The organism is Methylobacterium sp. CM6246 (assembly GCF_054818005.1).
On sequence record NZ_JBTXKY010000001.1, the window covers coordinates 5,174,164 to 5,198,678 of the forward strand.

At 67.8% G+C, this 24,515-nt stretch carries 23 protein-coding genes; 3 read left to right on the forward strand and 20 right to left on the reverse strand.

The features are described 5' to 3' along the window. Position 1 precedes the first annotated feature (1 nt). The 7 genes from ACYQPG_RS24990 to ACYQPG_RS25020 form a co-directional block, all read right to left on the reverse strand. The gene (locus ACYQPG_RS24990) at positions 2-457 is read right to left on the reverse strand and encodes a proton-translocating transhydrogenase family protein (protein WP_147906696.1); all 456 of its coding nucleotides are present in this window, start codon (positions 455-457) and stop codon (positions 2-4) included. A gap of 24 nt (positions 458-481) precedes the next feature. Beyond that, complete coding sequence (locus tag ACYQPG_RS24995) at positions 482-1,711, reverse strand: Re/Si-specific NAD(P)(+) transhydrogenase subunit alpha (protein ID WP_461231952.1); 1,230 nt, start codon at positions 1,709-1,711, stop codon at positions 482-484. A gap of 188 nt (positions 1,712-1,899) precedes the next feature. Further along, positions 1,900-2,193: an aa3-type cytochrome c oxidase subunit IV gene (locus tag ACYQPG_RS25000; protein ID WP_147906694.1), complete on the reverse strand. Its 294-nt coding sequence runs from the start codon at positions 2,191-2,193 to the stop codon at positions 1,900-1,902. 124 nt (positions 2,194-2,317) lie between these two features. Then, positions 2,318-3,679 (reverse strand): ABC1 kinase family protein, encoded by a 1,362-nt coding sequence (locus ACYQPG_RS25005; RefSeq protein WP_147938510.1) that lies wholly within the window; start codon positions 3,677-3,679, stop codon positions 2,318-2,320. An 85-nt stretch (positions 3,680-3,764) separates the two neighbouring features. Beyond that, positions 3,765-4,172 (reverse strand): type II toxin-antitoxin system death-on-curing family toxin, encoded by a 408-nt coding sequence (locus tag ACYQPG_RS25010; RefSeq protein ID WP_419830508.1) that lies wholly within the window; start codon positions 4,170-4,172, stop codon positions 3,765-3,767. Continuing rightward, positions 4,169-4,393: an AbrB/MazE/SpoVT family DNA-binding domain-containing protein gene (locus ACYQPG_RS25015; RefSeq protein ID WP_419830509.1), complete on the reverse strand. Its 225-nt coding sequence runs from the start codon at positions 4,391-4,393 to the stop codon at positions 4,169-4,171. The genes ACYQPG_RS25010 and ACYQPG_RS25015 overlap by 4 nt, the downstream gene beginning before the upstream one ends. Before the next feature lie 61 nt (positions 4,394-4,454). Further along, complete coding sequence (locus ACYQPG_RS25020) at positions 4,455-6,326, reverse strand: M3 family oligoendopeptidase (RefSeq protein WP_461231953.1); 1,872 nt, start codon at positions 6,324-6,326, stop codon at positions 4,455-4,457. A gap of 236 nt (positions 6,327-6,562) precedes the next feature. On the opposite strand from ACYQPG_RS25020, the gene ACYQPG_RS25025 reads away from it, so the two are divergent. The 3 genes from ACYQPG_RS25025 (at position 6,563) to ACYQPG_RS25035 (ending at position 11,998) form a co-directional block, all read left to right on the forward strand. Beyond that, positions 6,563-8,047: a sigma-54-dependent transcriptional regulator gene (locus ACYQPG_RS25025; protein WP_461231954.1), complete on the forward strand. Its 1,485-nt coding sequence runs from the start codon at positions 6,563-6,565 to the stop codon at positions 8,045-8,047. Between the two features lie 243 nt (positions 8,048-8,290). After that, positions 8,291-10,294, forward strand: a complete 2,004-nt coding sequence (locus tag ACYQPG_RS25030) for a L,D-transpeptidase family protein (protein WP_461231955.1) — start codon at positions 8,291-8,293, stop codon at positions 10,292-10,294. Between the two features lie 195 nt (positions 10,295-10,489). Then, complete coding sequence (locus tag ACYQPG_RS25035) at positions 10,490-11,998, forward strand: DUF882 domain-containing protein (protein WP_461231956.1); 1,509 nt, start codon at positions 10,490-10,492, stop codon at positions 11,996-11,998. Between the two features lie 27 nt (positions 11,999-12,025). Here the strand turns inward: ACYQPG_RS25035 and ACYQPG_RS25040 are convergent, their stop codons facing one another. The 13 genes from ACYQPG_RS25040 to bchC form a co-directional block, all read right to left on the reverse strand. After that, complete coding sequence (locus tag ACYQPG_RS25040; protein ID WP_461231957.1) at positions 12,026-12,277, reverse strand: hypothetical protein; 252 nt, start codon at positions 12,275-12,277, stop codon at positions 12,026-12,028. Between the two features lie 204 nt (positions 12,278-12,481). Further along, positions 12,482-15,172 carry a pyruvate, phosphate dikinase gene (gene ppdK, locus ACYQPG_RS25045; protein ID WP_461231958.1) on the reverse strand — a complete coding sequence of 897 codons (2,691 nt, stop codon included), beginning with the start codon at positions 15,170-15,172 and terminating at the stop codon, positions 12,482-12,484. A 157-nt stretch (positions 15,173-15,329) separates the two neighbouring features. After that, complete coding sequence (locus ACYQPG_RS25050; RefSeq protein ID WP_147855263.1) at positions 15,330-15,482, reverse strand: DUF3096 domain-containing protein; 153 nt, start codon at positions 15,480-15,482, stop codon at positions 15,330-15,332. A 118-nt stretch (positions 15,483-15,600) separates the two neighbouring features. Next, complete coding sequence (pufC, locus tag ACYQPG_RS25055) at positions 15,601-16,713, reverse strand: photosynthetic reaction center cytochrome PufC (RefSeq protein WP_461231959.1); 1,113 nt, start codon at positions 16,711-16,713, stop codon at positions 15,601-15,603. A 10-nt stretch (positions 16,714-16,723) separates the two neighbouring features. Next, positions 16,724-17,704: a photosynthetic reaction center subunit M gene (pufM, locus tag ACYQPG_RS25060; protein ID WP_147906685.1), complete on the reverse strand. Its 981-nt coding sequence runs from the start codon at positions 17,702-17,704 to the stop codon at positions 16,724-16,726. Between the two features lie 95 nt (positions 17,705-17,799). Beyond that, positions 17,800-18,624 carry a photosynthetic reaction center subunit L gene (pufL, locus tag ACYQPG_RS25065; protein WP_147855260.1) on the reverse strand — a complete coding sequence of 275 codons (825 nt, stop codon included), beginning with the start codon at positions 18,622-18,624 and terminating at the stop codon, positions 17,800-17,802. Positions 18,625-18,708: 84 nt separating this feature from the next. Then, the gene (pufA, locus tag ACYQPG_RS25070; protein ID WP_147906684.1) at positions 18,709-18,897 is read right to left on the reverse strand and encodes a light-harvesting antenna LH1, alpha subunit; all 189 of its coding nucleotides are present in this window, start codon (positions 18,895-18,897) and stop codon (positions 18,709-18,711) included. Positions 18,898-18,907: 10 nt separating this feature from the next. After that, the gene (pufB, locus tag ACYQPG_RS25075) at positions 18,908-19,144 is read right to left on the reverse strand and encodes a light-harvesting antenna LH1, beta subunit (RefSeq protein ID WP_147906683.1); all 237 of its coding nucleotides are present in this window, start codon (positions 19,142-19,144) and stop codon (positions 18,908-18,910) included. Positions 19,145-19,269: 125 nt separating this feature from the next. Continuing rightward, a complete protein-coding gene (locus ACYQPG_RS25080) occupies positions 19,270-19,491 on the reverse strand; it encodes a hypothetical protein (protein ID WP_461231960.1) in 222 nt (73 codons plus the stop codon). 35 nt (positions 19,492-19,526) lie between these two features. Then, positions 19,527-20,993, reverse strand: coding sequence for a chlorophyllide a reductase subunit Z (gene bchZ / locus ACYQPG_RS25085; protein WP_419830513.1), 1,467 nt, complete (start codon positions 20,991-20,993; stop codon positions 19,527-19,529). Then, positions 20,993-22,522: a chlorophyllide a reductase subunit Y gene (bchY, locus tag ACYQPG_RS25090; RefSeq protein ID WP_419830514.1), complete on the reverse strand. Its 1,530-nt coding sequence runs from the start codon at positions 22,520-22,522 to the stop codon at positions 20,993-20,995. Before bchY ends, bchZ begins: the two co-directional genes overlap by 1 nt. A gap of 3 nt (positions 22,523-22,525) precedes the next feature. Continuing rightward, positions 22,526-23,530, reverse strand: a complete 1,005-nt coding sequence (locus ACYQPG_RS25095; protein ID WP_419830515.1) for a chlorophyllide a reductase iron protein subunit X — start codon at positions 23,528-23,530, stop codon at positions 22,526-22,528. Further along, positions 23,527-24,465 (reverse strand): chlorophyll synthesis pathway protein BchC, encoded by a 939-nt coding sequence (bchC, locus tag ACYQPG_RS25100; RefSeq protein WP_461231961.1) that lies wholly within the window; start codon positions 24,463-24,465, stop codon positions 23,527-23,529. Before bchC ends, ACYQPG_RS25095 begins: the two co-directional genes overlap by 4 nt. Positions 24,466-24,515 lie beyond the last annotated feature (50 nt).

Genomic DNA, 24,515 nt, shown 5'->3' on the forward strand with positions numbered 1-24,515 from the left:
CTCAGGCCTTCTTCTTGTACATGCCGAGCATGCGCTGGGTCACGAGGAAGCCACCGAAGATATTCACGCTGGCCAGGACGATGCCGATGAATCCGAAGGCACGGGCCCAGCCGGTGCCTTTCTCCAGGAGCGGCACGCCCGCCGCCAACAGCGCACCGACGATGATCACCGACGAGATCGCGTTGGTGACCGACATCAGCGGGGTGTGCAGCGCCGGGGTCACGGACCAGACGACGTAGTAGCCGACGAGAATCGCCAGCACGAAGATGGCGAACTGGAAGACGAAGGGGTCCACGGCGCCGCCGGTGGCGGCGCTGATCCCGTGGCCCATCCCGGCCGCGATGGCCTGGGCTTGGTCAGCGGCGTTGCGGGCGACATCGGCGGCTGCGCGCGCCGCGTCGGCCAGGACGCGGGTCTGATCAGCGGCCTGATCGGGAGGGACGACAAGGTTTGCCATACTGCTTCTCCTCGCGATCGGTCTTCAGCGGGCGTCGGATGGGGCCGGGGCAGGCTCGGCCTTACCCGTTTCCGACTTGGCCAGACCCACGGCCGCAGCCTCCGAGGCCGGTCCGTCGGTCTTGGCCTGAAACGAGGCGTGGACCACGGAACCGTCACGCGTCAGGTTGGTGGCCTTCACCAACTCGTCGTCCCAGTTGATCGCCAGAGCCTTTGACTCCTTGTCGATCAAGGTATCGACGAAGGCGTAGAGGTTGCGTGCGTAGAGACTCGACGCCGTGGCGGCGAGGCGCCCCGGCACGTTGGTGTGGCCGACGATCTTCACGCCGCGATCGGTCACCACGACCTCGCCCGGCTTGGCGCCCGCTACGTTGCCGCCGCGTTCGACCGCCAGATCGATGAGGACCGAGCCCGGCTTCATCGAGGCGACCATGTCCTCGGAGACCAGCTTCGGGGCCGGACGGCCCGGGATCAGCGCGGTGGTGATGACGATATCCTGCTTGGCGATGTGGCCTTTCACCAGCTCGGCCTGCTTGGCCTGGTAGCCCGCCGACATCTCCTTGGCGTAGCCGCCCGAGGTCTCGGCCTGCTTGAACTCGTCGTCCTCGACCGCGACGAACTTGGCTCCGAGCGACTCGACCTGTTCCTTGGTGGCAGGGCGCACGTCGGTGGCGGTCACCACCGCGCCCAGACGCCGGGCCGTGGCGATCGCCTGGAGGCCGGCGACGCCGACGCCCATGATGAACACGCGGGCCGCAGGCACGGTGCCGGCCGCGGTCATCATCATCGGCATAGCGCGGCCGTATTCGGCGGCGCCGTCGACGACTGCGCGATAACCGGCAAGGTTCGCCTGCGAGGACAGTACGTCCATCACCTGCGCGCGGGTGATGCGGGGCATCAGCTCCATGGCGAACCCCGAGACGCCTGCATCGGCCATCGCCTTCAGCGCAGCCTCGTTGCCGTAGGGATCCATGATCGCGACTACGGTGGCGCCGCGCTTGAGCAGCGACAGCTCGTCTTCGGCCGGTCGCCGAACCTTCAGGACGAGGTCGGCATCCCGTGCCGCGTCTGCGGCGCTGCCGGCGATCTCGGCCCCGGCCGCCTCGTACTCGGAATCCAGGACTCCGGCCTTCTGCCCGGCCCCCGCCTGCACGGTGATGTCTACACCGAGCGCCTTGAACTTTTTGACGGTCTCCGGGACCGCGGCCACCCGCGGCTCCGCAGAGTCCGTCTCAGACAGCACAGCGATGCGCATGCGAGGCTTCCCCTGGATAAGCTTGGCCTCCCGAATGCGCGAACCGGCACGGCTTTTCGAGACGCGAAAGAAGATTGCGCTGATGGAATAAGTGGGAATGTAACCCGCGGCCTGCCGACGAGACGGCCGCGCTTCAACGCGTCATCAGACAGCTCGTCCGATGGGGCGAGCCGTTATCTTTTGCGAACTCAGGCGAAGGCCAGGTAGAGGAACAGGAGAATCGCCACCACGAGGGGGCCGCGCCAGCCGATCGCGGGGGCAAGCGCCCCAACGGCGCCGGCCACGCCCGACACGATCACGCTGAGAATCGCCAGCAGCCAAGCTTCGCGGATACCGCCCACTGCAAGGGCCAGCACCCAGCAGATCACCACCCCGGTACCGATCTCGACGAAGCGAACGAAGCCGCGATAGGTCTGCTCGTGGGTGCTTGCGTCCATCGCCGGGCTGTAGGTGTGCCCGCCCACCGTCTCACTCTCGGCCATCGTGCGCTCGTTTCCCTTGGATGCGACTTCTTGTGGTCGCATTGGGATGTAGCTCAAGCGTTTTCCTGCCGCAATCGGACGCACGCAAGTTGATTGCCCCCTCGGTGGACTCCCGTGGAGCCAACTAGGCCGGCATCGGCAATCCGGCCTGGGTCAGGATCTGAGCCTGCCGCTGCGCCAGCTCCTCCAGCGAGAAATGCTCGATCTCGGCCTCGAACAGCTGGTGATAGTTCAGCTCCGAGCGAAGATGGAGGAACACCGCGCCGAGGCCCACGGCGGCGCGGTCCATGAACACGAATTCCTGCGGCACCGTCACCGGACCCCGCTCCTTCAGCGCCTGGTGCACCTGGAACGCCTGGCGCCGGCCGTACTCACCCGGCTTGACCCCATCGGCCACGGTGCGGGTGCGATCCTCCAGGAGCGGGCCGTAGATGAACCGCGCCCAGATGTTCAGTATCTCGATTTTTTCCTTGTCGAGGTTCTTGAAGCCCCAAACCTCGTAGGCGTGGACGATTCGGGCGGCGTCATCCTCCAACAGGCCCCGATACAGATCGACGACGCCGCCGACGAAGCGGGGATGGAAGATCCGCACGCAGCCGTAATCCAGCAGGTTGATGCCGGCCGCCTCACCGCCCTCGGAGAAGACGGTGTAGTTGCCGAGATGCGGGTCGCCGTGAATGACGGCCGCGCGGCTGAACGGATGCCACCACGCCTTGAACATCGACTGCGCGATGCGGTTGCGGACCTCGACGGGCTCCTCGGCAAAGCTCAGGATCTTATCGCCGTCGAGCCAGCTGAGGGTGAGCAGGCGCTTGGTCGACAGGTCCGGATAGACCCGCGGTACGCGCACCGCGTCGATATCCTTGAGGACCTCGCCGTAGAGGCTGGCGTGCTTCGCCTCGTGCTCGTAATCGAGTTCCTCGCGGACCCGGGCGCCGATTTCCTTGGCGATCTCGCGGGTATCGAGCCAGCTGTTCATGCGCCGGTGGAGCGCGAAGGCGATCTCGAGTTGCTTCAGATCGGCCTCCACGGCCGATTGCATGTCGGGATACTGGAGCTTGCAGGCCAGCAGCTCGCCGTCCGTCGTCGTCGCCCGGTGGACCTGACCCAGCGAGGCGGCGGCTGCGGGCTTCAGGTCGAAGCTGCCGAAACGACCCTGCCAAGCGATGCCCAGCTCGGATTGCATCCGGCGCTTCACGAACGCAGCGCCCATGGGCGGCGCGTCGGCCTGTAGCTTCTGGAGCTCCGCCGCATATTCGGGTGGCAGCAGGTCGGGAATGGTGGCCAGAAGCTGCGCTACCTTCATGATCGGGCCCTTCAGCCCGCCGAGAGCCTGCGCCAGGGCCGCTGCGCTGGTCGTCCCCTCCTTGCCGAACAGCCGGGACATCGCCATCCGGGCGGCGACGCCACCGACATTGGCGCCGACGCTGGCGTAGCGCCCGGCGCGGGCGGAAAAGCGATTGGCTTCGCGGTCGGTCTCGGCCATTGTCCAGGATCTTCCTCGGTGCAGGTCCGGACATAAGCCTTCGGGGCCGGCGCGCCAGAGCGCCGGGTCGCTGCGCCGCGGCGTCTCAAGTGGCCGGCCAGTTGTCTCGGATCCAACGGGTCAGGCCGGATTCGTCGATCTCGCCCGCCGCGAGGCCGCGTATCATCACCACAGCCTCAGCCTCGTCGGCGATGAAATCGATGTCGTTGAGTCCGAGGAACGTGATGAACGCCAGAAGGGCAGCCCGCTTGTTGCCGTCGATGAACGGGTGGTTCTTGGCGATACCGAAAGCGTAGGCTGCTGCGAGTTCGGCTAGGTCGATCCGAGCGCCATCCTCGGCATAGGCAATTCGATTGACCGGCCGTCCGAGCGCCGATTCGAGGGCTCCCTCGTCGCGCAGGCCGGGAGGCCCGCCGAACTGCTTCAACTGCAGGGAGTGGAACGTTTTGACGAGTTCGCTCGTGAGCCAAACGATCTCGTGATCGGTGCTCATTTCGCCAGTTCCGCCAGTGCATTCCGGTAGGTCTTCATCGCCTTCTCGGCGATTTTCATGCCCTTCTCGAACGCCGGGTCATAAGGGGAAAGCCGCACGGAGCCGTCTGCATTCTCGGTCACGTAGAGCCAATCGCCCTGCGCGAGATTCATCTTTCCGAGAAAATCCTTGGGCAGGATCAGGCCCGTGGAGTTGCCGACGCGCTTCACCTCGAGCTTCATGACCAACCTCCGCGGTGTTATACGCAATGTATAACACCGCGGAGGCGTGCCTGGAAGTGGTTCAGGCCCCCACCTCCATCCCTTCAAGCTCGACGATCATCCCCTCGATCATCCCGAGCCCGATCTGCCAGAAACCCGGGTCCCGAGCGTCCAGGCCGAACGGTGCAAGCAACTCGCCGTAGGGCTTCGAGCCGCCGGCTGCGAGCAGCGCGAAGTAGCGGTCCACGAAGCCGGATTCGGCCTTCGCGTAGACTCCGTAGAGTGAGTTCACGAGGCAGTCGCCGAACGCGTAGGCGTAGACGTAGAACGGCGAGTGGATGAAGTGGGGGATATAGGCCCAGAACGGCTCGTAGCCGGCATCGAGGGTGATGGCCGGCCCCAGCGATTCCGCCTGGACCAAGAGCCAGAGGGCGTTGATCTGGTCGCTGGTCAACTCGCCCTTGGCGCGGGCGAGGTGGACCTTCCGCTCGAACGAGTAGAACGCGATCTGGCGCACCACCGTGTTGATCATGTCCTCGACCTTCGCGGCGAGCATGGCCCGGCGCTGCGTCGTGTCGGTGGTCTCGGCCAGCAGCTTGCGGAAGGTCAGCATCTCGCCGAACACGCTGGCCGTCTCGGCGAGGGTTAAGGGCGTTGGTGCCATCAGGGCGCCGTTCGGACCGGCCAGCACCTGATGGACGCCGTGACCGAGTTCGTGGGCGAGCGTCATCACGTCCCGCGGTTTTCCCTGATAGTTCACGAGGACGTAGGGGTGCACCGAGGGCACGGTCGGGTGCGCGAAGGCGCCCGGCGCCTTGCCGGGCCGCGTCGGCGCGTCGATCCAGCGCTCGTCGAAGAACCGCTTCGCGATCCCGGCCATCTTCGGCGAGAACGCGTCGTAGGCCGACAGCACGGTGTCGCGCGCCTCCGTCCAGGGAATCGTACGCTGCTCGACCTTCGGGAGCGGCGCGTTGCGGTCCCAGTAGGGCAGCGCATCCTGGCCGAACCACTTGGCCTTGAGCCGATAGTAGCGGTGCGAGAGGCGCGGATAGGCCGCCTGCACGGCGTCGACGAGGGCGGCGACCACCTCGGGCTCCACCCGGTTGGCGAGGTGGCGCGCGTCGGCGACGTCCTTGAACCCGCGCCAGCGGTCGGAGATCTCCTTATCCTTCGCGAGAGTGTTGGTGATCAGCGTGAAGACACGGAGATTGCCACGCAGAACCTCGCTGATCGCGCCCGCAGCCTCGCGGCGGACGGCGCCATCCGGATCCTGCAGCCTGTTGAGCGTCGGTTCGAGCGGCATCTGCTCGCCCTGGACGGTGAAGCGCAAGGCCGCGATCGTCTCGTTGAACAACCGGTCCCAGGCGGCGTTGGCCGTGACCGACTTCTCGAGGAACAGTTTCTCGGTTCGGTCGTCGAGCTGGTGCGGCTTCTCGCGCCGCAGATCCTCGATCCAGGGCGCGTAGTGCGCCAGCGGTCCCTGGGACATCGCGGTGTCCATCAGCGCATCGTCGACCCGGTTCAGTTCGAGGGCGAAGAACAGCAGGTCGGCTGAGGCATCGGTCAGGCGCTCGCGGGTGTCGCCGTAGAACTTGGCCCGCGCCTCGTCGGTCGTATCCCCGGAATAGATCAGGCCGGCGAACGACATCAGCTTGCCGAGCAGATCCTCGATACCCTCGTACGCCTGAACCGCCTCGACGAGGCGGTCGGACGCATTCGGCGCAGCGGCCAGCTCGGCGATCCGGCCGGCATAGCGCTCTGAAAATCCGCGGCACATCTCCTCGGCTCGGGCCATGTCGGCTGCGAATTCCGGGGTATCGAGACCGGAATAGAGGTCCGACAGGTCCCATTCCGGGAGATGGCCGAGGTCGACGGCCTTGGCGGCGGCGCGTGCGGCGCTCACGCCCTCCGGCAGACGGACGTTCACCGGCGAAGCGGTGGTGCTCGGCATCATATCTCGCGATCCTCTTGGGGGCTCAGCCTCGTACCGTGATATCGAGCGCGCGGCCACGCGTTCAACGGCACGGGTCGCCCCGACGCGATGACGACCGAATGCAAACGTCGTTAAGCGCCACTTTACGTCTCTCCGGCACCCTACGGTTCGAAACGAAACAGTCGCCGACTCGGGCGGTGCGGTGCGGGCTTGTCCCGAGCCGTGTCCAGGCCTGACTCGCCGATCAGGGAGCCGCCATGTCCACCACCGTTCTCATCGTGGACGACGATCCGGTTCAGCGGCGCCTCGCCGAGGCGGCGGTGCGCCGGTTCGGTTTCAACGCGCGCGTGGTCGAGACCGGTGCCGACGCGCTGACCGTGCTGAAGACCGAAGGTGCGGACGTGGTCCTCCTCGACCTGGTGATGCCGGGTCTCGACGGGCTCGGCGTGCTCGCCGAGATGCGCAGCAGCGGGCTCGACACGCCCGTCATCGTGCAGACCTCGAACGGCTCGATCGACGCCGTGGTCAACGCCATGCGGGCGGGCGCCGTCGACTTCGTGGTCAAGCCAGCCGGGGCCGAGCGCCTCCAGGTCTCGATCAAGAACGCCCTGCGGGTGGACGTGCTGGAGGAGGAGGTGCGCCGCATGCGCCGCCGCGCCTCCGGGGTGCTGACCTTCAAGGACCTGACATCCAAGAGCCCCGACATGGAGCGGGTCATCCGCCTCGCCGAGCGCGCGGCCAAATCGAACATCCCGGTTCTGATCGAAGGCGAGTCCGGCGTCGGCAAGGAGGTGCTGGCGCGGGCGATCCAGGGGTCGGGCGACCGGCGCGGCAAGGCGTTCGTCACCGTCAATTGCGGTGCCATCCCGGAAAACCTCGTCGAGTCGACCTTGTTCGGGCACGAGAAAGGCGCCTTCACGGGCGCCACCGAAAAGCATGCCGGCAAGTTCGTCGAGGCGTCGGGGGGGACCCTGTTCCTCGACGAGATCGGCGAATTGCCCCTCGACGCACAGGTCAAGCTGCTGCGCGCGCTTCAGGAAGGCGAGGTCGACCCGGTGGGCGGCAAGCGCTCCGTGCGCGTCGACATCCGCCTCGTCTCCGCCACGAACCGCTCGCTGCTCGATCTCGTGAAGCAGGGCAAATTCCGCGAAGACCTCTATTACCGCCTCAACGTCTTCCCCATGACGCTGCCGCCCCTGCGCGCCCGACGTGAGGACATCCCGGATCTGGTGCGCTCGTTCTGCGCCCGGTTCTCAGCCGAGGAGGGCAAGCGGGTCCGTGCGGTCACCCCGGAGGCGATGGCGCTGCTCACCCGCTATCCTTGGCCCGGCAACGTCCGCCAGTTGGAGAACGCCCTGTTCCGCGCCGTGGTGCTTGCCGATTGCGACGAACTGACTGTGGCCGAGTTCCCGCAGATCGCCGCGCAGGTCGAAGGTTTCGACGTCCGCATCCCGGCAGCGCCCACTCAGCCGCAGATGCCGGCCTACGCCCCCGAGCCGGTGCGCGAGATCGTCCGGGTCGAGGTCCGCGACCCGCATGCCATGTCGCTGGTCACCGAAGAGACCGGCGAGATGAAGACCATGGATGTGCTGGAGGCTGAGATCATCCGCTTCGCGCTGCAATTCTATCGGCAGCGCATGTCCGAAGTGTCCCGCCGCCTCGGAATTGGCCGATCCACCCTCTACCGCAAGCTGAAGGACCTCGGTCTGGAAGGCGACGAGAAGACCGAGGACGCCGCCTGACCCGCGCTGGGTGCGCTAGCGCACTGCGCGGTTCCTGGAGCGACGTCCGGACGAACGACTTCCCGGCTCTGTCGAGCCCATGAGCGTGACCAAGCGACACCATGTCGTTTGCTATTCCGACCAGATGTCACGACGCAGAAACTGAAGACTAGACGACGAAGACTGCAGTTGCTCAACGCCACGCTTGAGCGGATAATCACAATCTGAGCGTGCGGCCCTGCCGCCGCGTCCCGGGAGATCACGATGCGCGTCCCGCGCTCCAGCCTCGTCGCGCTGGCCGCCCTACTGACCGGATCGCTGGCATCGGCTGGCGCGCTCGGCGCCGAGACGGTTGCGCTGGACCCGGCGGTCCTCGGCACGCCTGCGCACCCGGTCGAGCCCGCGCAAGCGGCACCGACCGGCTCCGATCCAGTGTCGACCGCCCTGCCCGACTACAAGCCCGAGGCGCCGAAGCCCGAACCGGCCCCGGCGCCGGTGGTGACGGCGCCCGTCGCGCCGGCCGATCCGCTCGGCGCCGCGATCTACGCACGGTTCGCCGACACCGCACCGCTGCTGCTTCGCCTCACCGGCAAGGACCGTGAGGGGATTCGCGCGTTCTACGAGGCGCGGGCCGACAAGCCGCTCTGGATCGCCGACGGGGGCTGGACCGAGGCGGCCAAATTGGTTTCGGCGCGCCTTGCCGCTGCCGCTGAGGACGGGCTCGACGCCAGGGCCTACACGGTCCCCACCCTTGCCGGAACGCCCGACGCGAAGGCGGTGGCCGATGCCGATCTCCGGCTTTCGGCGGCGGCTCTGCTGTACGCCAAGGACGCCCGGGGCGGCCGCATCAACCTCGCCTCGATCTCTCGTCTCATCACCCCGCAGCTCGATCTGCCCGATGCCAGCGCGGTGCTGACCAAGCTGTCCGAGGCGGGCTCCAAGGCTGGCGAGGCCCTTGAGGCGTACAATCCCTCCACGGCCGGCTATCAGGCTCTCAAGACACGACTCGCCACGCTGCGCGGGCCAGCCCCCACGGCTGTGAAGCCGTTGCGCCTGGCCCCGGGGCCGGCCCTTAAAACCGGCATGCGGGATCCGCGCGTGCCGCTTCTGCGTACCTATTTCGCTCTCGAGACGCGCCCGCCCGGGACGCTCGACCGTGCGCCGGGCGAGCCGGAGGAGTATGATGCCGCGGTGGCCGATGCGGTGGCGAAGTTCCAGCGCGGCCGCGGCCTGCCGGGGAACGGCGTGCTGAACGTGCAGACCGTCCTGGCGCTCGCCGACGCCGGCCGGCCTGCTCGCGCGAGCGGCGGCGAGGCCGAGGTGATCGTCAACATGGAGCGTTGGCGCTGGCTGCCGGGCGACCTCGGCCCCGACTACATCCTGGTCAACATCCCGGAATACCGCCTGCGTGCCTATCGGGGCGGCAGCCTGCGCGACGAGGCCCGCGTGATCGTGGGCAAGCCGGAATCGCGCACGCCACTCTTTTCCGGATTGATGGAATACGCGGTGGTGAACCCGTCGTGGTACGTGCCGCCCTCGATCCTGAAAACCATGGCGCCGAAGCTCGCAGGTTACGGCGGCAAGACCTGGGGCGGATACGAGGTGGTGCGCCACGGCGGCCACATCTCGCTGCGTCAGCCCCCGGGCGAGCGCAACGCGCTCGGCTTCATCAAGTTCATGTTCCCGAACCAGCACGCGGTCTACCTGCACGACACGCCGAACCGGTCGCTGTTCTCCGCGGCGAAGCGTGATTTCAGCCATGGCTGCGTCCGCGTCGACGACCCCTTCCGCTTGGCCGACGCCGTGCTGCCGGACTGGTCCGAGGCGCGGCTCAAGAAGCTGATCGGCAAGGGCGAGCGCACGATCCGGCTGCCCGCGAAGCTGCCGGTGCATCTGGCCTACTTCACCGCCTACGTGGACGACGGCGGCACGTTCCGCACCCTCCCCGATCTCTACGGGTACGACGCGCCGATGCGCGCCGCGCTCGGCCTGCCCGGTGGCGGCGGACCGGCGATCGCCAAGCTCCCGGAGGAGAAGGCGCGCAGGAAGCCCGAGGCCGCGCCGGTGGCCCAGGCCCATCCGGCCCCGCGCCGTGAGGCCGCGCGCGCCCGCCGCTACTCCGACGTTCAGCCCAGCGACCGTTACGACGACTATGATTCGCCGCGTCGGAGCGTGCGCCGGGCCGCCCGCGCGGACGGTGCGCCGGAATACGGGGAGCCCGGGCTGTGGACGCCCGCCCCCGCGCCTGTGTCGCGGGGCTGGTGGTAGGCGCGCCACCGAACCGCGCCTTCAACTCACAGGTGCGCGGCCGCACAGCCGGGCACGATTTCGCCACGGTCCAGCCTTAGCCGTTCCCATCGCAGACTCGGCGAAGGGAAGCGATGTCGGCCGTCACCGGCCAGCCGCCGCGACCAGACATCCGCCGAGCACCCTATGCGGGTTCGGGAGAGGATCAGGACCACCGTGCCGAGCCTTCGCAGAACCGCCCGACACCTCGTCCTCGCCTTGTGCGGCACGGCCCTCGGCTTGATCGCCGGAACGGTCGAGACCGAGAACGCGGTGGCCAACGGCGATACCCGCACGCTCACGATCTACCACACGCATACCAAGGAGAGCGCGACCATCACGTTCAAGCGCGATGGCCGGTACGACCGCGCGGCCCTTGAGCAAATGAACTGGCTCCTGCGCGATTGGCGCGTCAACGAGCCGATCAAGATGGACCCGCGCCTGTTCGACACGGTCTGGGAGGCCTACCGGCAGGTCGGCGCGACCCAGCCGATCCATGTCGTCTCGGCCTATCGCTCGCCCGGCACCAACGCGATGCTGCGCCGCCGCTCCCGGATGGTCGCCGAGTTCAGCCAGCACATGCTCGGCAAGGCGATGGACTTCTACCTGCCTGAAGTCTCGATCGACCGGATTCGAGAAGTCGGGCTGCAGATGCAGCGCGGCGGCGTCGGCTGGTATCCGCATGCCGGCACGCCCTTCGTCCATCTCGACGTCGGCTCCGTGCGGATGTGGCCGCGCATGACCCACGACCAGCTCGCCCGGCTGTTCCCGGACGGCAAGACCGTCCACCTCGCGAGCGACAACCGCCCGTTCCCACGCTACGAGGAGGCGAAAGCCGAGATCCTGGCGCGCGGCGGCACCGTTGCCGGCCTCACCACCCAGATGGCGAGCGGCGAGGAGGAAGACGGGCCGGGCCTGTTCGGCTTCCTGGCGAGCCTGTTCGGTGGCGGCTCCTCCACGCCGGAGCCCGTCGCGCCACCGCCGCCGGCGCCCGTCGCGAAGAGAGGCCGCCAGGCCCCCGTCGTCGCGGTGGCCAGCGCAGATCCGCAGGATCCGGTCGGCACCCGCGCCGCCCTCGCCTACGCCGCACCGAACGCAGACGACACGCTTCGCAACACGTTCACCCGCCAGGACCAGGCCAGGACCGCTGTAAGCCCGCCGGTCGATGCACGGGCCCTGCTCACCGTGGAGAAGCCGTCTACGGGCGCCGACGAGGCCGTGGCGGGTATTCTCGCACCCCTGCCGCCGCGCCGGCCCTCCGGGTTCGCCGTCGTGGCCGCGGCCGCCATCACCATGCCGTTGCCGCCGCCGCGTCCTATTCAGTTCGCCTCGCTCGCGGGCGGCATGGCCAACCTGTCGGCTCCGACCGCAACGCGGGCTCTGGCGAAGGATGCTGCCGTCGAGCCGGCCCCACGGCGCCCCCTGGTGGCGGCCGATGCAGACGCGAAGGCGCAGTTGCGCTCCCTGTTCGAGGCGGCGTCCACTGGTCCGGTCACCGCGCCGGCAAGCCGCAACGCCCCGGTTCGCGTTGCCGCCACGCGTCTGCGCGAGGCCGCTCCGGATGCAGTCGTGGCGGCAAGGCCGGGACCGGTGGCGACCAAATTCAGCGCGAAGAGCCCCGGCGACGAACTCACGGCGGCGCGGTTCACCGGCTCGGCTACGCGCACGACGGCCGGAACGCGCTGAGACCGGGATGGGTAGAAAAGCCTGAGCTCAGCGCAACGGCTTCGAGAGGTTGATCGCCAGGGCGGAGACCAGGGTCGCGGCGTAGCCGTCGTCCTGCGTGTCGGCGATACGCTCGGCCTCGCCGCCGCTATTGGCCGCGACCGACATCATCAGCATCACGGCGGTGGTGATCGCCCCGAGGCCGGCGACCGTCGCGACGTAGGCCCGCACGGCCGCCCGCGGGACGGGAGCCGCTTGGCCGGCGTAGACGTAGAGCGAAGGTGGGCTACGGGGAATCATGGCTGGTGATTCTGGCGCCTGACACTGGGCCCGGCACGGGGCGATGTGCACCACGCGCGATCGGCCGGATCAATTAGTAAACGTTCCGTTCTAGGCCCGGTTCAACAGCCGCAAACGCTTTTTCAACAGTGTTTCATCGGTCCTGGTTGACGGCCGGTATCGACGGCGGCGACCCGCCCCCGATACCGGCCACGGATAGCCGGCTCAGCCTTCCTTGCCTTGCACCTTGCCGAGGGCTGCCTGGGCCGCCGCGAGGCGGGCGATCGGCACCCGGTAGGGCGAGCAGGAGACGTAATCGAGCCCGACCTCCTGGCAGAAGCCGATCGACGCCGGGTCGCCGCCATGCTCGCCGCAGATCCCGAGCTTGATGTCCGGACGCGTGGCCCGGCCGCGCTCGACGCCGATGCGGACCAGCTCGCCCACGCCCTCCTGGTCGATGGTGATGAACGGGTCGGCCGCCAGGATGCCCTTCTGTGTGTAGGGACCCAGGAAGGTCGCCGCGTCGTCGCGGGAGATGCCGAGCGCCGTCTGGGTCAGGTCGTTGGTGCCGAACGAGAAGAACTCGGCGGTCTGGGCGATCTCACCGGCCTTGAGTGCCGCCCGCGGCAGCTCGATCATGGTGCCGACCTGGTAGTCCAGGGTGGCGCCCTTCTCCTCGGACACCGCCTTGGCCATGGCGTCGATCCGCGCCTTCACGATGTCGAACTCCATGCGGGTGAACACCAGCGGCACCATCACCTCGGGGGTGACGGGGCTGCCGGTATCGGCGGCGGCCTGCACGGCGGCCTCGAAGATCGCACGGGCCTGCATCTCCGCGATCTCCGGGAAGGCGATCGCCAGGCGGCAGCCGCGGAAGCCGAGCATCGGGTTGTGCTCGGACAATTCCCGCATCCTGTGGCGGATCTTGTCCTCCGATACGCCGGTCGCCTTCACGACCTCGGCGACCTCGGCATCGGTATGCGGCAGGAACTCGTGCAGCGGCGGATCAAGCAGGCGGATGGTCACCGGCAGGCCGGACATGATCGTGAACAGCTCGACGAAGTCCTGGCGCTGATAGGGCAGGATCTTCGCGAGCGCCGTCCGGCGGCCCTCGGCGTCGTCGGCCAGGATCATCTCGCGGACCGCGATGATGCGGTCGCCCTCGAAGAACATGTGCTCGGTGCGGCACAGGCCGATTCCTTCCGCGCCGAAATTCCGCGCGGTGCGGGCGTCGGTCGGCGTGTCGGCGTTGGCCCGCACCTTCATGCCGCGGAACTGGTCGGCCCATTCCATCAGGGTCGCGAAGTCGCCCGACAGCTCGGGCTCCAGCATCTTCACCTCGCCCTGGATCACCTGGCCGGTGGAGCCATCGATGGTGATCCGGTCGCCGGCCTTGAGGGTGGCGTCGCCGACCTTCATGGTCTGGGCCTTGTAGTCGATCCGGATCGAGCCGACGCCGGAGACGCAGGGCTTGCCCATGCCGCGGGCGACCACCGCCGCGTGGCTGGTCATGCCGCCGCGGGTGGTCAGGATACCCTCGGCGGCGTGCATGCCGTGGATGTCCTCGGGCGAGGTCTCGATGCGCACGAGGATGCACTTGCGTTCGGCCTTGCGCAGGGCCTCGGCGTCCTCGGAGTTGAACACGATCTCGCCGGTGGCCGCCCCGGGGGAAGCCGGCAGGCCGGAGGCGATGACCTTGCGGTCCGCCTTGGGGTCGATCGTCGGGTGCAGCAGCTGGTCGAGGGCGGAGGGCTCGACCCGGCCGATCGCCTCCTCGCGGGAGATCAGCCCCTCGCCGGCCAGATCCACGGCGATGCGCAGGGCCGCCTTGGCCGTGCGCTTGCCGTTGCGGGTCTGGAGCATCCAGAGCTTACCCTTCTCGATGGTGAACTCCATGTCCTGCATGTCGCGGTAATGCGCTTCCAGGATCCCGTAGATCCGGGTCAGCTCCGCGTAGCTCTCGGGCATGGCCTTCTCCATGGAAGGCTTGTCGCTCTCGGCCTCGATCCGGGCCTTCTCTGTGATGTTCTGCGGCGTGCGGATGCCCGCGACCACGTCTTCGCCCTGGGCGTTGATCAGGAACTCGCCGTAGAGCGCCTTCTCGCCGGTGGAGGGATTGCGCGTGAAGGCGACGCCGGTGGCCGAGGTGTCGCCCATGTTGCCGAACACCATGGCCTGGACGTTCACGGCCGTGCCCCAGCTCTCCGGGATGCTGTTCAGCTCGCGGTACTTCTTAGCCCGCGGAATCATCCAGGAGTTGAACACCGCACTGATCGCACCCCAGAGCTGATCCTCGGCGACCTGCGGGAAGTCGGAGCCGTGCTCGTCGCGGACGATCTTCTTGTAGGTCTGGATCAGTGTCTTCCAGTCCTCGGCGCCGAGCTCCGTGTCGAGGTCGTAGCCCTTGCCTTCCTTGTAGTGCTCCAGCGCCTCCTCGAAGGCGTGGTGCTCAACGCCCAGCACCACGTTCGAATACATGGTGATGAAGCGGCGGTAGGAATCGTAGGCGAAGCGCTCGTCGTCGGCCTCCTTGGCCAGCGCCAGCACGGTCTGGTCGTTGAGGCCGAGGTTCAGCACCGTATCCATCATGCCCGGCATCGAAGCGCGGGCGCCGGAGCGGACCGAGACCAACAGGGGGTTCGCTGCGTCGCCGAACTTACGCCCGGTGAGGGTGCCGATCTGGTTCAGCGCGGCGGCGACCTGCTTCTTCAGTTCCGGCGGATAGGCCTTGCCGTTGTCGTAGTAGGACGTGCAGACCTCGGTCGTGATGGTGAAGCCGGGGGGGACGGGCAGGCCGAGGTTGCACATCTCGGCCAGGTTGGCGCCCTTGCCGCCGAGGAGGTCGCGCATCTGCGACTTGCCCTCCGCCTTGCCGTCGCCGAAGGCGTAGACCCACTTCGCGCTGCCGGTCGCCATGTCGAACCCGTCCGTGTCTGATGCCCGGCACAGGCCGAGCTGATGGGCGCGGGTTGGACCATCCCGCAACGCAACGCAAGATGAACGCATTGCGGGCTTGTGCGCGCACGACTGACGCGCAGCGAAGTCTGTCAGGAATCGCGCGTGCAGACCGGCTTTACGAGAAGCCGCGCAGCAGGCCGAGACCAATCACGCCGACGACGATCAGGTAGATCGCCACGATGTAATTGAGCAGACGCGGCGCGATCAGGATCAGGATGCCGGCCAGGATCGCGATGATCGGCTGAAGGTTTGAGATGGTGATGGTCACGGGCGCCTCCAGGGGCCGAGCTCGGCCGTACACAATCGACGTCCCTACAGCGCGGCGGTTCCCTGTAGCTGGAGCGCGACGAAGCGCCGGATCGTCTCCGGCGCCTCGTGCGGTCGTGTCAGGGCTTCGACGGCTTCAGGGCCGGCGTATTGGTACCCGGGATCGGATCCTTCGCCTCGCCGGTGGGCAAGCTCGCCTCGATGGTCGGATGCGAGAGTTCCGGATAGGGGCCGATCACGTTGGCTCCGTTCAGCGGCTTGTTGGCGCCGTTGTGGCAGGTGGCGCAGTTGATTTTCGGCACGTCACCCATCGCGCCGAGCCTGTTGCGCGGGAAGGTCGAGGTCAGCGGTTCCATGAAGTCCTGGTTCAGGTCCCGCACCATGCGGATGCCATACCAGGCATGGACCCGGTTGGGCGTGCTGGTGTCCCATTGCGCAATCGACCGGGTGTTGTGGCAGAAGGTGCAGTTCACGCCGAGCGATTGCGACATGCTGATCATGATCGCGAAGGTCTTCTCCGCGTCCTGGATCGGCTTGCCTTTGGTCACGGGCAGCACCGTGGTGCCGTTGACCCGCACCGCGTCCTCGGACGTGTCCTTGTGCTGGTAGAACGCCTGGTAGACGTCGTAGGGCAGCGAAGTGTTGCCAACCTCCGCGGACGCCATGTTCTGGCTGTTGTTGCGCGGGATGAACCGGCCCTCGCCCTGGACGGGACGGTCGAACCAGATGTTGGCCGGAACCGGATTGCCCCGGTGGCAGGTGTAGCAGGTCACGCCCGCCTCGTGGACGTGGTTCTCCTTCCAGGACGTATTGATCGTCTGGGTCATCTGCAGCATCCGACGGGCGACCCGCTTCTGGTACAACTCGTCGGAGGCCATGTTCTCGGTGCTGTGGCAGTAGGTGCAGCCCTGCTGGGGCGCCACCCACTCGGTGATCGACACCATCAGCCGGTTGAACTGCTCGGCCGAGAGATCACCCAGGACCTGCACGTTCTCGTAGACCGCCGAGGCCTTGTCGCCGCCGGCCTCGGCCGGGTCGGCGGGGGCCGGGGCGACGTTGGCCGCCGCGAGCGCCTCGTTGCCGGCCCGGGTGCGGATCAGGTCCATGCCGGTGCCGCGGAAGCCGGTCTGCTTGGCCGCCATGGGGGGATGGGTCCAGCCCGCGCCCCCGAACATCGCGATGGTGAGGAACAGGGCGAGGGCCCCGCCGACCACCGCCAGAATCGTCTTCATGACGGCCTCCTCACGGCTTCATGCCGGGTGCGAGATGGGCGGGGTCGACGATCGGGCCGTAGACCTGCGGATAGGACGGGGCGACGCCGTGCTTGACGGCCCAGAGATACCAGTTGTCGACCACGGTGCCTGTGAGCAGGATCCCGATCCCGCCGGTCAGCGTCGTCAGCACCGCGAACCACCAGGCCCAGCGGTGGATCGATTCCATCGTGGCGTTGAAACCCATGGTCCAGCGCCAGAACAGGGCGGCGCGCTCGGTGGCGGTGCCGCGATCGACGATCTGGTCGATCTCACGGTCGGCACCGTAGCGGGAGCAGGCCAGGATGGTGCCCCCATGCATCGCGAACAGCAGCGTCGATCCGTACAGGAACGTGATCGAGAGCATGTGGAACGGGTTATAGAACAGGTTGCCGTAGCGGAGCGAGAATGCCGCTGTCCAATCGAGGTGGGGGAAGATCCCGAACGGCACTGCCTCGGACCAGGAGCCCATCAAGAGCGGCCGGATGAAGCCGAGGACGAGGTAGAGCCAGATCGCCGAGGCGAACGCCCATGGCACGTGGGTGCCCAGCCCGAGCGCCCGCGCCCGGCGGTAGAGGTGGACCCACCACAGCAGGATCGAGGCGGTGAGGAAGAAACCGGCGATCAGCCACCAGCCGCCCTCGTTGAGCGGCGGCAGGACCTTGAGCCCGTATTTCGGCAGTGGCGGTTCCAGGGCGAGCCAGGGCAATTGCCGCACGAACTGAACCGGATCCCAGTTCACCGAGGCCCACATGTTCAGCCCGATGATCTCGAAGGCGATCAGCCCGCAGACCATCGACAGCGCCGCGACGTAGCCGATGTAGATCGGACCGACCTGGCTGTTGCCCAGCAAGCCGAACAGGTAGCTGTTGAACGGCTTGCCGACCCGCTCGTTCGAACTCACCGGGACGCCGTTCTCCGGCTCCAGCGGGCGCACCTGAACCTGTGTGAAGATATTTTGGTAATAGGTCATCGCCCGCCCTCCCCCCGGTGGGCCGCATGGTTCATGCGGAGCCGGCCTGGATCATTGGTATCGGTTCGCCCGATTCTCGGCGGGCGACGGGAATCTCAGCGCCAGACCGGCAGGTTGAGCCACCAGCCCCACCATTGCGGCCAGCCCTGCGTCCAGAACGGCCCGCTGATCACGATGCAGACCGCGCTCCAGAAGCCCGCGGACAACGCCAGGAACAGGCCGAGGCGGTGGATGCCCAGCGTGCCGATCGAGTAGCCGATCGTGTCGCGGAAGAACGTGTCCTCATGCTCGGGGGTCTTCACGGTCTCGCCCTTCTTGGGGTTGGTCGCCGAGAGGATGAGGCCGCCGTGCATGGCGAGCGCCAAGGTGGTCGTGAAGAAGAAGGTCACGGCCAGCATATGCGCGGGATTATAATGGAAGTGTAGGTACTGATATCCGGTGTTCGACACCCAATCGAGGTGACTGAGGATGCCGTACGGGAACCCATAGCCCCAGGCGCCCATCAGGAACGGCCGGACCACGACGAGGGTGAAGTAGGCGAAGATCGCCATGCCGAAGGCCGCCGGCACGTGGTAGCCGATGCCGAGCTTCCGGCAGATCTCGACCTCGCGCATCATCCAGGAGACGAACGACCCGAGCGCGCAGAACGTGATGATCTGCCAGAGGCCTCCCTCTTTCAGCGGCGCGAGCTTCAGCCCGTAACTGATGTCGGGCGGCGCGATGTTGATCTGCCAGACGTTCCAGGTCGGCCCGATCGCGGCGCCGTAGATCACCAGCGCGGTGCCGAGCACCGTGAAGAACAGCCCGGTGACGCCGAAGAATCCGACGAAGAACGGCCCGACCCAGAAGTCGAACAGGTCGCCACCGAGCAGCGTACCGCCCCGGATCCTGTACTTTCGCTCAAAGCTCAGCATCGCCATGGCGGACACTCCTCAGCCCGGCCGCAATTTTTTGGGATTTTTTGGACCGCGGCCCCTTGGAGCCGCGGTCCCGGCCAGCCTGGGTCAGGCGGGCATGCTGGGCAGCACGAGCGTGATGTTGCTCGCCGCCTTGTTCTGCCGCGGACCTTCCAGCCAGTTGAACCGGTCGGTCGAGAGCAGGATGAAGTGGATCAGCAGCGCCAGGATGAAGAGGAAGGTGAACAGAGCCACCAGCGTGCGCCGCGGATCGAACAGCAACCAAACCTTATGCATGCGATCCTCCTCAGCCGATCATCGTGACGAAGGCGCGGGCCGCATCGGTGACGCCTTCGAGAGAGGCGTAGCCTTGCGGTCCGGGAAGCCACGGACGCCACATCCACACGAGGATGTGGGCGACCACGGCGATCGCCGTGAAGATGAGGAAGCTCGTCAGGAAGATCGCGTGGAACTCCTTGGCTTCCGGTTCCGTCAGCCCGGACAGGCTGCTCGGTCTTTCTGTTGCAACGGGTCCACCGGCCATCGTTCAGACCTCCGTGTGTTGGCCGCACTCCTTGCGAAGGGCGACGGGTGCTGCCGTGGTGCTCTAGGCGGTCACGGCTTGACCTCCCCCCGCGTCACCGGACGGAAGCGTCTCGATCAGGGCGTTCAGCCCATGAAGGCAAAGGGGATCGCCTGAACGGCCATGGCGCGCGCCTCGCCGAAGACGGAGCGGCGCGCCGACGCGAACGCGGGGCGCGAGGCCCCATGGGCCGGCCGGACGCGGTTGAAGGCGGCGGCGGCGAGGAAGCACGGGTAGGTCACGGCCAGGATCAGCCGGAACTGCAGCGCCTCTTGGTGCAGGCGCGCGGTCGGGACCATCGTACGCATCGTCAGGTCTCCTCTCAGGGGAACGGAAAGGCGGCTCATGCGGGGATTCCCCCGGCAAGGTCTGCGCGCGCGCGCGCCACGTGGGCGGGGGCGACGGCGGTGGATTCAGCGGTGCGTGCGGCGCGCTCGGCGGCGTCGCGAAGGCGTTTGGCGGCGGAGATACGGGCCAGCACGGGCTGCGCCTCGACCAGCTCGTCGAGGGCGGCGCGCGCCGCCTCGTCCCACGGCAGCTCGCGATGGATGCGGGCCGGTGTGGCCTCGACCTTGTCCATGTCGCGGGCGAGCGGCAGGATGTGGAAGAGGGTATCGAACAGCGCGTTGCAGACTTCCTGGACCAGATAGGTCGCCCCGGCGTAGCCCATGAACGGCGTGCCGGTATGCCGCCGGATGATGGCGCCGGGGAACGAGGCCGGGATGTAGGTGGCCCGGGCGCCGCATTCGGCGAGGTACATCCGCTCGTTGAACGAGCCGAACAGCACGAGCGGCGTCTTCTCCGCGACGGCCTTTCGCACGGCCTCGTTGTCGGGCTTCTGCCCTGCCGACCGGCTGAAGGCGAAGTTGCAGGGCAGGCCCATCTCGTCTTCGAGGAAGTGCCGGACGCCGCGGGCGTAGGTCTCGGTTGCGGCGATGCCGAAGCTGGCTGTGCCGAAGAAATCCTGCGTGACCGAGCGCCACAGATCCCAGACCGGCTTGATCGTGGTGTGGCGCTCGCGCTCGATGAACGGCTCCGGGTCGAGCCCGAGGATCGCACCGAGCGAGCGGAGGAACTTTGTGGTCGATAGAATGCCGATGGGTGCCTGCAGGTAGGGCCGCTCCAGATCCTCGCAGAGGAGACGGCCGAACTCGCGGTAGAGACAGATATTGGCGTCGGCGTTGACGAGCTTGGGCACGTCCGCGAGGTGCGAACCCAGCGGGAAGGTCAGGTTCACGTCGGCCCCGATCCCTTCCACCAGGCGCCGGATCTCGGCCAGGTCGGAGGGCATGTTGAAGGTGCCGTAGGCCGGGCCGATGATGTTCACCCGCGGGCGCTCGCCGGGCTTCTTCTCGGGACGCGCCGGGATGCCCTTCTTGGCGAACTTCTTGGCGGCGTATTCCTGCCAGAGCCAGCGTATGGCGCGGTCGGCGGCCTGCCACTGGTCCTCGTCGATGGTGCGCGGGAGGAAGCGCTGGAGGCCGGTGCCCTCGGGGGTCACGCCGCCACCGATCATCTCGGCGATCGAACCGGTGACCACCACGCTGGGCTGGCCCGGATCGAGGGTGGCGTGGGCGCGCTTCATCGCGCCCTCCGTGCCGTGGCGGCCGAGTTCTTCCTCGGCGAGGCCGGTGACGACGATCGGCAGCTCGTGCGGCGGCAGCGCATCGGTGTAGTGGAGCACCGAGGTGACCGGCAGGTTCTCGCAGCCGACCGGGCCGTCGATGACGACCTGCAGGCCCTTGATCGCCGTGAAGACGTAGACGGCGCCCCAGTAGCCCCCGGCCCTGTCGTGATCGAGGATCAGCATTACACCATCTCCCCGATCGGCTTCATCGGGCCTTCGATCTTCGGACCCTGCCGCCGCTGCGGCGTGTCCTGCCAGACGCCGGCGGAGAAGCCGGTGCCGACGCCCTCGAAGAAGTCGCGCATGGCATCGAAGCGGGGCTTGTTGGCCAGCGCGGCGTTGATCACCCGCGCCAGGGAGCCGGCTCCTGCCGCGCCCATGAGCGGGCGCGCCGAGATCAGGTTGGTGAAGTAAAGGGCGGGCGTGCCGCGCTCCTTGGCCTTCTGCACCACCGGCGTCGTGCCGATGGCCAGATCCGGCTTCAGCGCGTCGAGGGCGTAGAGGTCGTCCTCGAGGGAGGCCCGATAGCGAACTTGGGTACCGCGGGCTTCCAGCCAGTCGCGATCGGCCTCGGACCACGGCGTACGCGGACAAGCGGTGCCGACATACGGGACCTCGGCCCCGCTTTCCACGAGGAGCCGCGCGACCAGCAGTTCCGAACCCTCGTAGCCCGAGAGCGTGATCCGGCCCTTGATCGGCATGGCGGCAAGCGCGCCGCGGATGCCGGGCAGGAGCTGGTTCTTGGCCGCCTCGACGGTGGCCCGGGCGACGCCGCAGGCCTCACCGATCCGGTCGAGCCAGTCGGCAGTGCCGTCGACACCGACCGGCGCGGAGCCGATGACCGGCCGGCCCGCCGCTTCGAACTCCCGGATCGAGGCGGTGTAGAACGGGTGGATCGCGGCGACCGCGGCGCAATCCAAGGCGGCGTAGAGTTCGCGCCATTCGCGGGTGGGGACCACCGGCCCGGCCGCGAGGCCAAGAGGCTCCAATAGCCCGGCGATCACCACCGGGTCGGCCGGGAAGATCTCGCCGAGCAGCGCCACGCTCGGGCGCTCCGACCGGCCGCCGCGCGGGGTCGCGACCGGACCCTGCTCGGCCTCGGTGCGGGCGACCTTCAGCATCGCGCCGGCGAGCACGTCCTTGGCCTCGGCATGGGTCGGAACCCCGAAGCCCGGGACGTCGATGCCGATCACCCGGACGCCGTCGATCTCCTTCGGCAACAGGCGGAGGGGGACGCCGGAGGCAGTGGGCACGCAGAGGTTGATGACGACCACGGCGTCGTAATCCGCGGGCTTGGCCGTGGCGAACACCGCATCGCGGATGTCCTCGAACAGCTTGCCGGTGACCAGCGTCTCCGAGTTGAACGGCACGTAGCCGACGCTGCGCCGGGCACCGTAGAAGTGCGACGTGAAGGTCAATCCGTAGACGCAGCAGGCCGACCCGGACAGGATCGTGGCGGTGCGGCGCATGCGCAGGCCGACCCGGAGCGAGCCGAAGGCGGGACACATACTCTGCGGCTGGTCGTGCGGACCCTGCGGATAATCCTCCCGCAGCTTCGCGAGCGTCTCCGACATACCGGCCGCCTCGGCGGCCGCCCGCATCGCGTCCTTGCCGGCGTGGCAGCCGAGCCCGTCGCCCTGGGTGGCGGCGAGGTCGACGGGCGCGGAGGCCTTGCGGGCGCGCAGATCGGCGATGTCGAGGGAGACGGCCATGCCCTAGACCTCGTCGTAGACGACTTCGAGGGACGGCTTGGTCACGTGGGCGACGCCGCACATGTCCTCATGGGTCGCCGGGACCAGGACCACGTCGCGGCCGGTCACGTCGCTCGAGAAAAGGCCAAGCAGCCCATCCTGCGTGAGCGGAGTCGGCCGGTGCGGCGCCGCCGTCGCGACGTTGGCGGCCAGGTCCGAGAACAGGCTGCCCCAGCGGCTTTCCGGCCGGCCGATGATCTCGTAATTCGCGCTCTTGCGGCGGATGTCGTCGTCGGCCGGGATCGAGGCCAGGACCGGGATGCCGGCGGCGTCCGCGAAGGCTTGGGCCTCGCCGGTGCCGTCGTCCTTGTTGATCACCAGACCGCCGACGCCGACATTGCCGCCGAGCTTGCGGAAATACTCGACGGCCGAGCAGACGTTGTTGGCGACGTAGAGCGATTGCAGATCGTTCGAGCCGACGACGATCACCTTCTGGCACATGTCCCGGGCGATCGGCAGGCCGAAGCCGCCACAGACGACGTCGCCCAGGAAGTCGAGCAGGACGAAGTCGAAGCCCCATTCGTGGAACCCGAGCTTCTCCAGCAGTTCGAAGCCGTGGATGATGCCCCGGCCACCGCAGCCGCGCCCGACCTCGGGGCCGCCGAGTTCCATGGCGTAGACGCCGTCGCGCTTGAAGCAGACATCGCCGATAGCGACCGGCTCGCCGGCCAGCTTCTTACGCGTCGAGGTCTCGATGATGGTCGGGCAGGCCTTGCCGCCGAACAGCAGGGAGGTGGTGTCGCTCTTCGGGTCGCAGCCGATCAGCAGGACCTTCTTGCCCTGCTGGGCCATCATGTAGCTGAGGTTGGCCAGGGTGAACGACTTGCCAATCCCGCCCTTGCCGTAGATCGCGATGATCTGCGTCTCTTTCTTCACCGGCGCGGTGGAGACCGCATCCGGCTCGATCGCCGCCTCGGCGCGGAGTTGGGTGGCCTGGTCGAGGGCGGCCTTGTTGAGCTGAACGTTCACGCGGCGTCCCTCCAGTCGAGAATCATCTTGAGGCAGGCGGGATCGGCGAAGGCGGTGCGGTAGGCGTCCTGGGCTTTGGCCGCCGGGGCGCGGTGGGTGATCAGCCCATCGAGGGACAGTCGGCCGCTCTCGATCAGCGCCGTCACCGAGGCGAGATCGTCGGGGCGGAACTCCGCCGAGATCCGGATCCGTGCTTCCCGCATGAAAGCGGGCGGGAACGCGAAGGACAGCGGCGCCTCGTAGAATCCGGCAAGCACGATCTCGCCGCCGGGGGCGAGGCGGGCGATCAGCCCGTCGAGGCCGGATGCGTCGCCGCTGACATCGGTGATCACAGCGTAGTCGCGCCGGGCATCCTCGTCCGGCGCCAGAACCGCGTAGCCGGCAGCACCGTCCCGCCGCGTCGGGTCCATCTCCCAGACGGTCGGCTCCGCGCCGGCGGCGACGGTGAAGCGAGCCAGCAGCCGCCCGAGCACGCCGTGCCCGACAATCAGCGGTGTGGCTCCGGCGACGAGGCCGCCGAGCGCCCGGTAGGCCGTAGCGGCGAGCGCGATCAGGCAGGCCCGGTCACCCAAAGCCGGATCCACCGTCACGAGACGAGAGGCGGGGGCCACGAGATGGGAGGCGGCGCCACCGAACAGGCCGCGGACGGCGCCGAAGCAGCGGGCACCCGGAACGAAGACGGTTTGGCCGACCCGGACTGGCGCGTCGGCGGCGGCTTCGACCACCGTACCGACAGACTCGTAGCCCGGAACCAGTGGGTAGCCCATGCCGGGGAACGGCGGCATGCGGCCCGACCACAGGAGGCGCTCGGTACCGGTGCTGATGCCGCTCCAGCTAACCGCGATGACCGCGTCCGCCGCTCCGGCGGGTGTCAAGGGCAGGCGAGAGACCGCCAAGCGCTCCGGACGTTCGAGGATCACGGCGAGAGCGTCCATAACTGGAATATTCCGCCCGCTGATTGTGCGACTCTCGCTTATGCGGAACC

Excerpts from the sequence above, each read along its gene's own strand:
- ACYQPG_RS24990 (WP_147906696.1), bottom strand. The coding sequence starts at position 457 with ATGGCAAACCTTGTCGTCCCTCCCGATCAGGCCGCTGATCAGACCCGC.
- ACYQPG_RS24995 (WP_461231952.1), bottom strand. The coding sequence starts at position 1,711 with ATGCGCATCGCTGTGCTGTCTGAGACGGACTCTGCGGAGCCGCGGGTG.
- ACYQPG_RS25000 (WP_147906694.1), bottom strand. The coding sequence starts at position 2,193 with ATGGCCGAGAGTGAGACGGTGGGCGGGCACACCTACAGCCCGGCGATG.
- ACYQPG_RS25005 (WP_147938510.1), bottom strand. The coding sequence starts at position 3,679 with ATGGCCGAGACCGACCGCGAAGCCAATCGCTTTTCCGCCCGCGCCGGG.
- ACYQPG_RS25010 (WP_419830508.1), bottom strand. The coding sequence starts at position 4,172 with ATGAGCACCGATCACGAGATCGTTTGGCTCACGAGCGAACTCGTCAAA.
- ACYQPG_RS25015 (WP_419830509.1), bottom strand. The coding sequence starts at position 4,393 with ATGAAGCTCGAGGTGAAGCGCGTCGGCAACTCCACGGGCCTGATCCTG.
- ACYQPG_RS25020 (WP_461231953.1), bottom strand. The coding sequence starts at position 6,326 with ATGATGCCGAGCACCACCGCTTCGCCGGTGAACGTCCGTCTGCCGGAG.
- ACYQPG_RS25025 (WP_461231954.1), top strand. The coding sequence starts at position 6,563 with ATGTCCACCACCGTTCTCATCGTGGACGACGATCCGGTTCAGCGGCGC.
- ACYQPG_RS25030 (WP_461231955.1), top strand. The coding sequence starts at position 8,291 with ATGCGCGTCCCGCGCTCCAGCCTCGTCGCGCTGGCCGCCCTACTGACC.
- ACYQPG_RS25040 (WP_461231957.1), bottom strand. The coding sequence starts at position 12,277 with ATGATTCCCCGTAGCCCACCTTCGCTCTACGTCTACGCCGGCCAAGCG.
- ppdK (WP_461231958.1), bottom strand. The coding sequence starts at position 15,172 with ATGGCGACCGGCAGCGCGAAGTGGGTCTACGCCTTCGGCGACGGCAAG.
- pufC (WP_461231959.1), bottom strand. The coding sequence starts at position 16,713 with ATGAAGACGATTCTGGCGGTGGTCGGCGGGGCCCTCGCCCTGTTCCTC.
- pufM (WP_147906685.1), bottom strand. The coding sequence starts at position 17,704 with ATGACCTATTACCAAAATATCTTCACACAGGTTCAGGTGCGCCCGCTG.
- pufL (WP_147855260.1), bottom strand. The coding sequence starts at position 18,624 with ATGGCGATGCTGAGCTTTGAGCGAAAGTACAGGATCCGGGGCGGTACG.
- pufA (WP_147906684.1), bottom strand. The coding sequence starts at position 18,897 with ATGCATAAGGTTTGGTTGCTGTTCGATCCGCGGCGCACGCTGGTGGCT.
- pufB (WP_147906683.1), bottom strand. The coding sequence starts at position 19,144 with ATGGCCGGTGGACCCGTTGCAACAGAAAGACCGAGCAGCCTGTCCGGG.
- ACYQPG_RS25080 (WP_461231960.1), bottom strand. The coding sequence starts at position 19,491 with ATGCGTACGATGGTCCCGACCGCGCGCCTGCACCAAGAGGCGCTGCAG.
- bchZ (WP_419830513.1), bottom strand. The coding sequence starts at position 20,993 with ATGCTGATCCTCGATCACGACAGGGCCGGGGGCTACTGGGGCGCCGTC.
- bchY (WP_419830514.1), bottom strand. The coding sequence starts at position 22,522 with ATGGCCGTCTCCCTCGACATCGCCGATCTGCGCGCCCGCAAGGCCTCC.
- bchC (WP_461231961.1), bottom strand. The coding sequence starts at position 24,465 with ATGGACGCTCTCGCCGTGATCCTCGAACGTCCGGAGCGCTTGGCGGTC.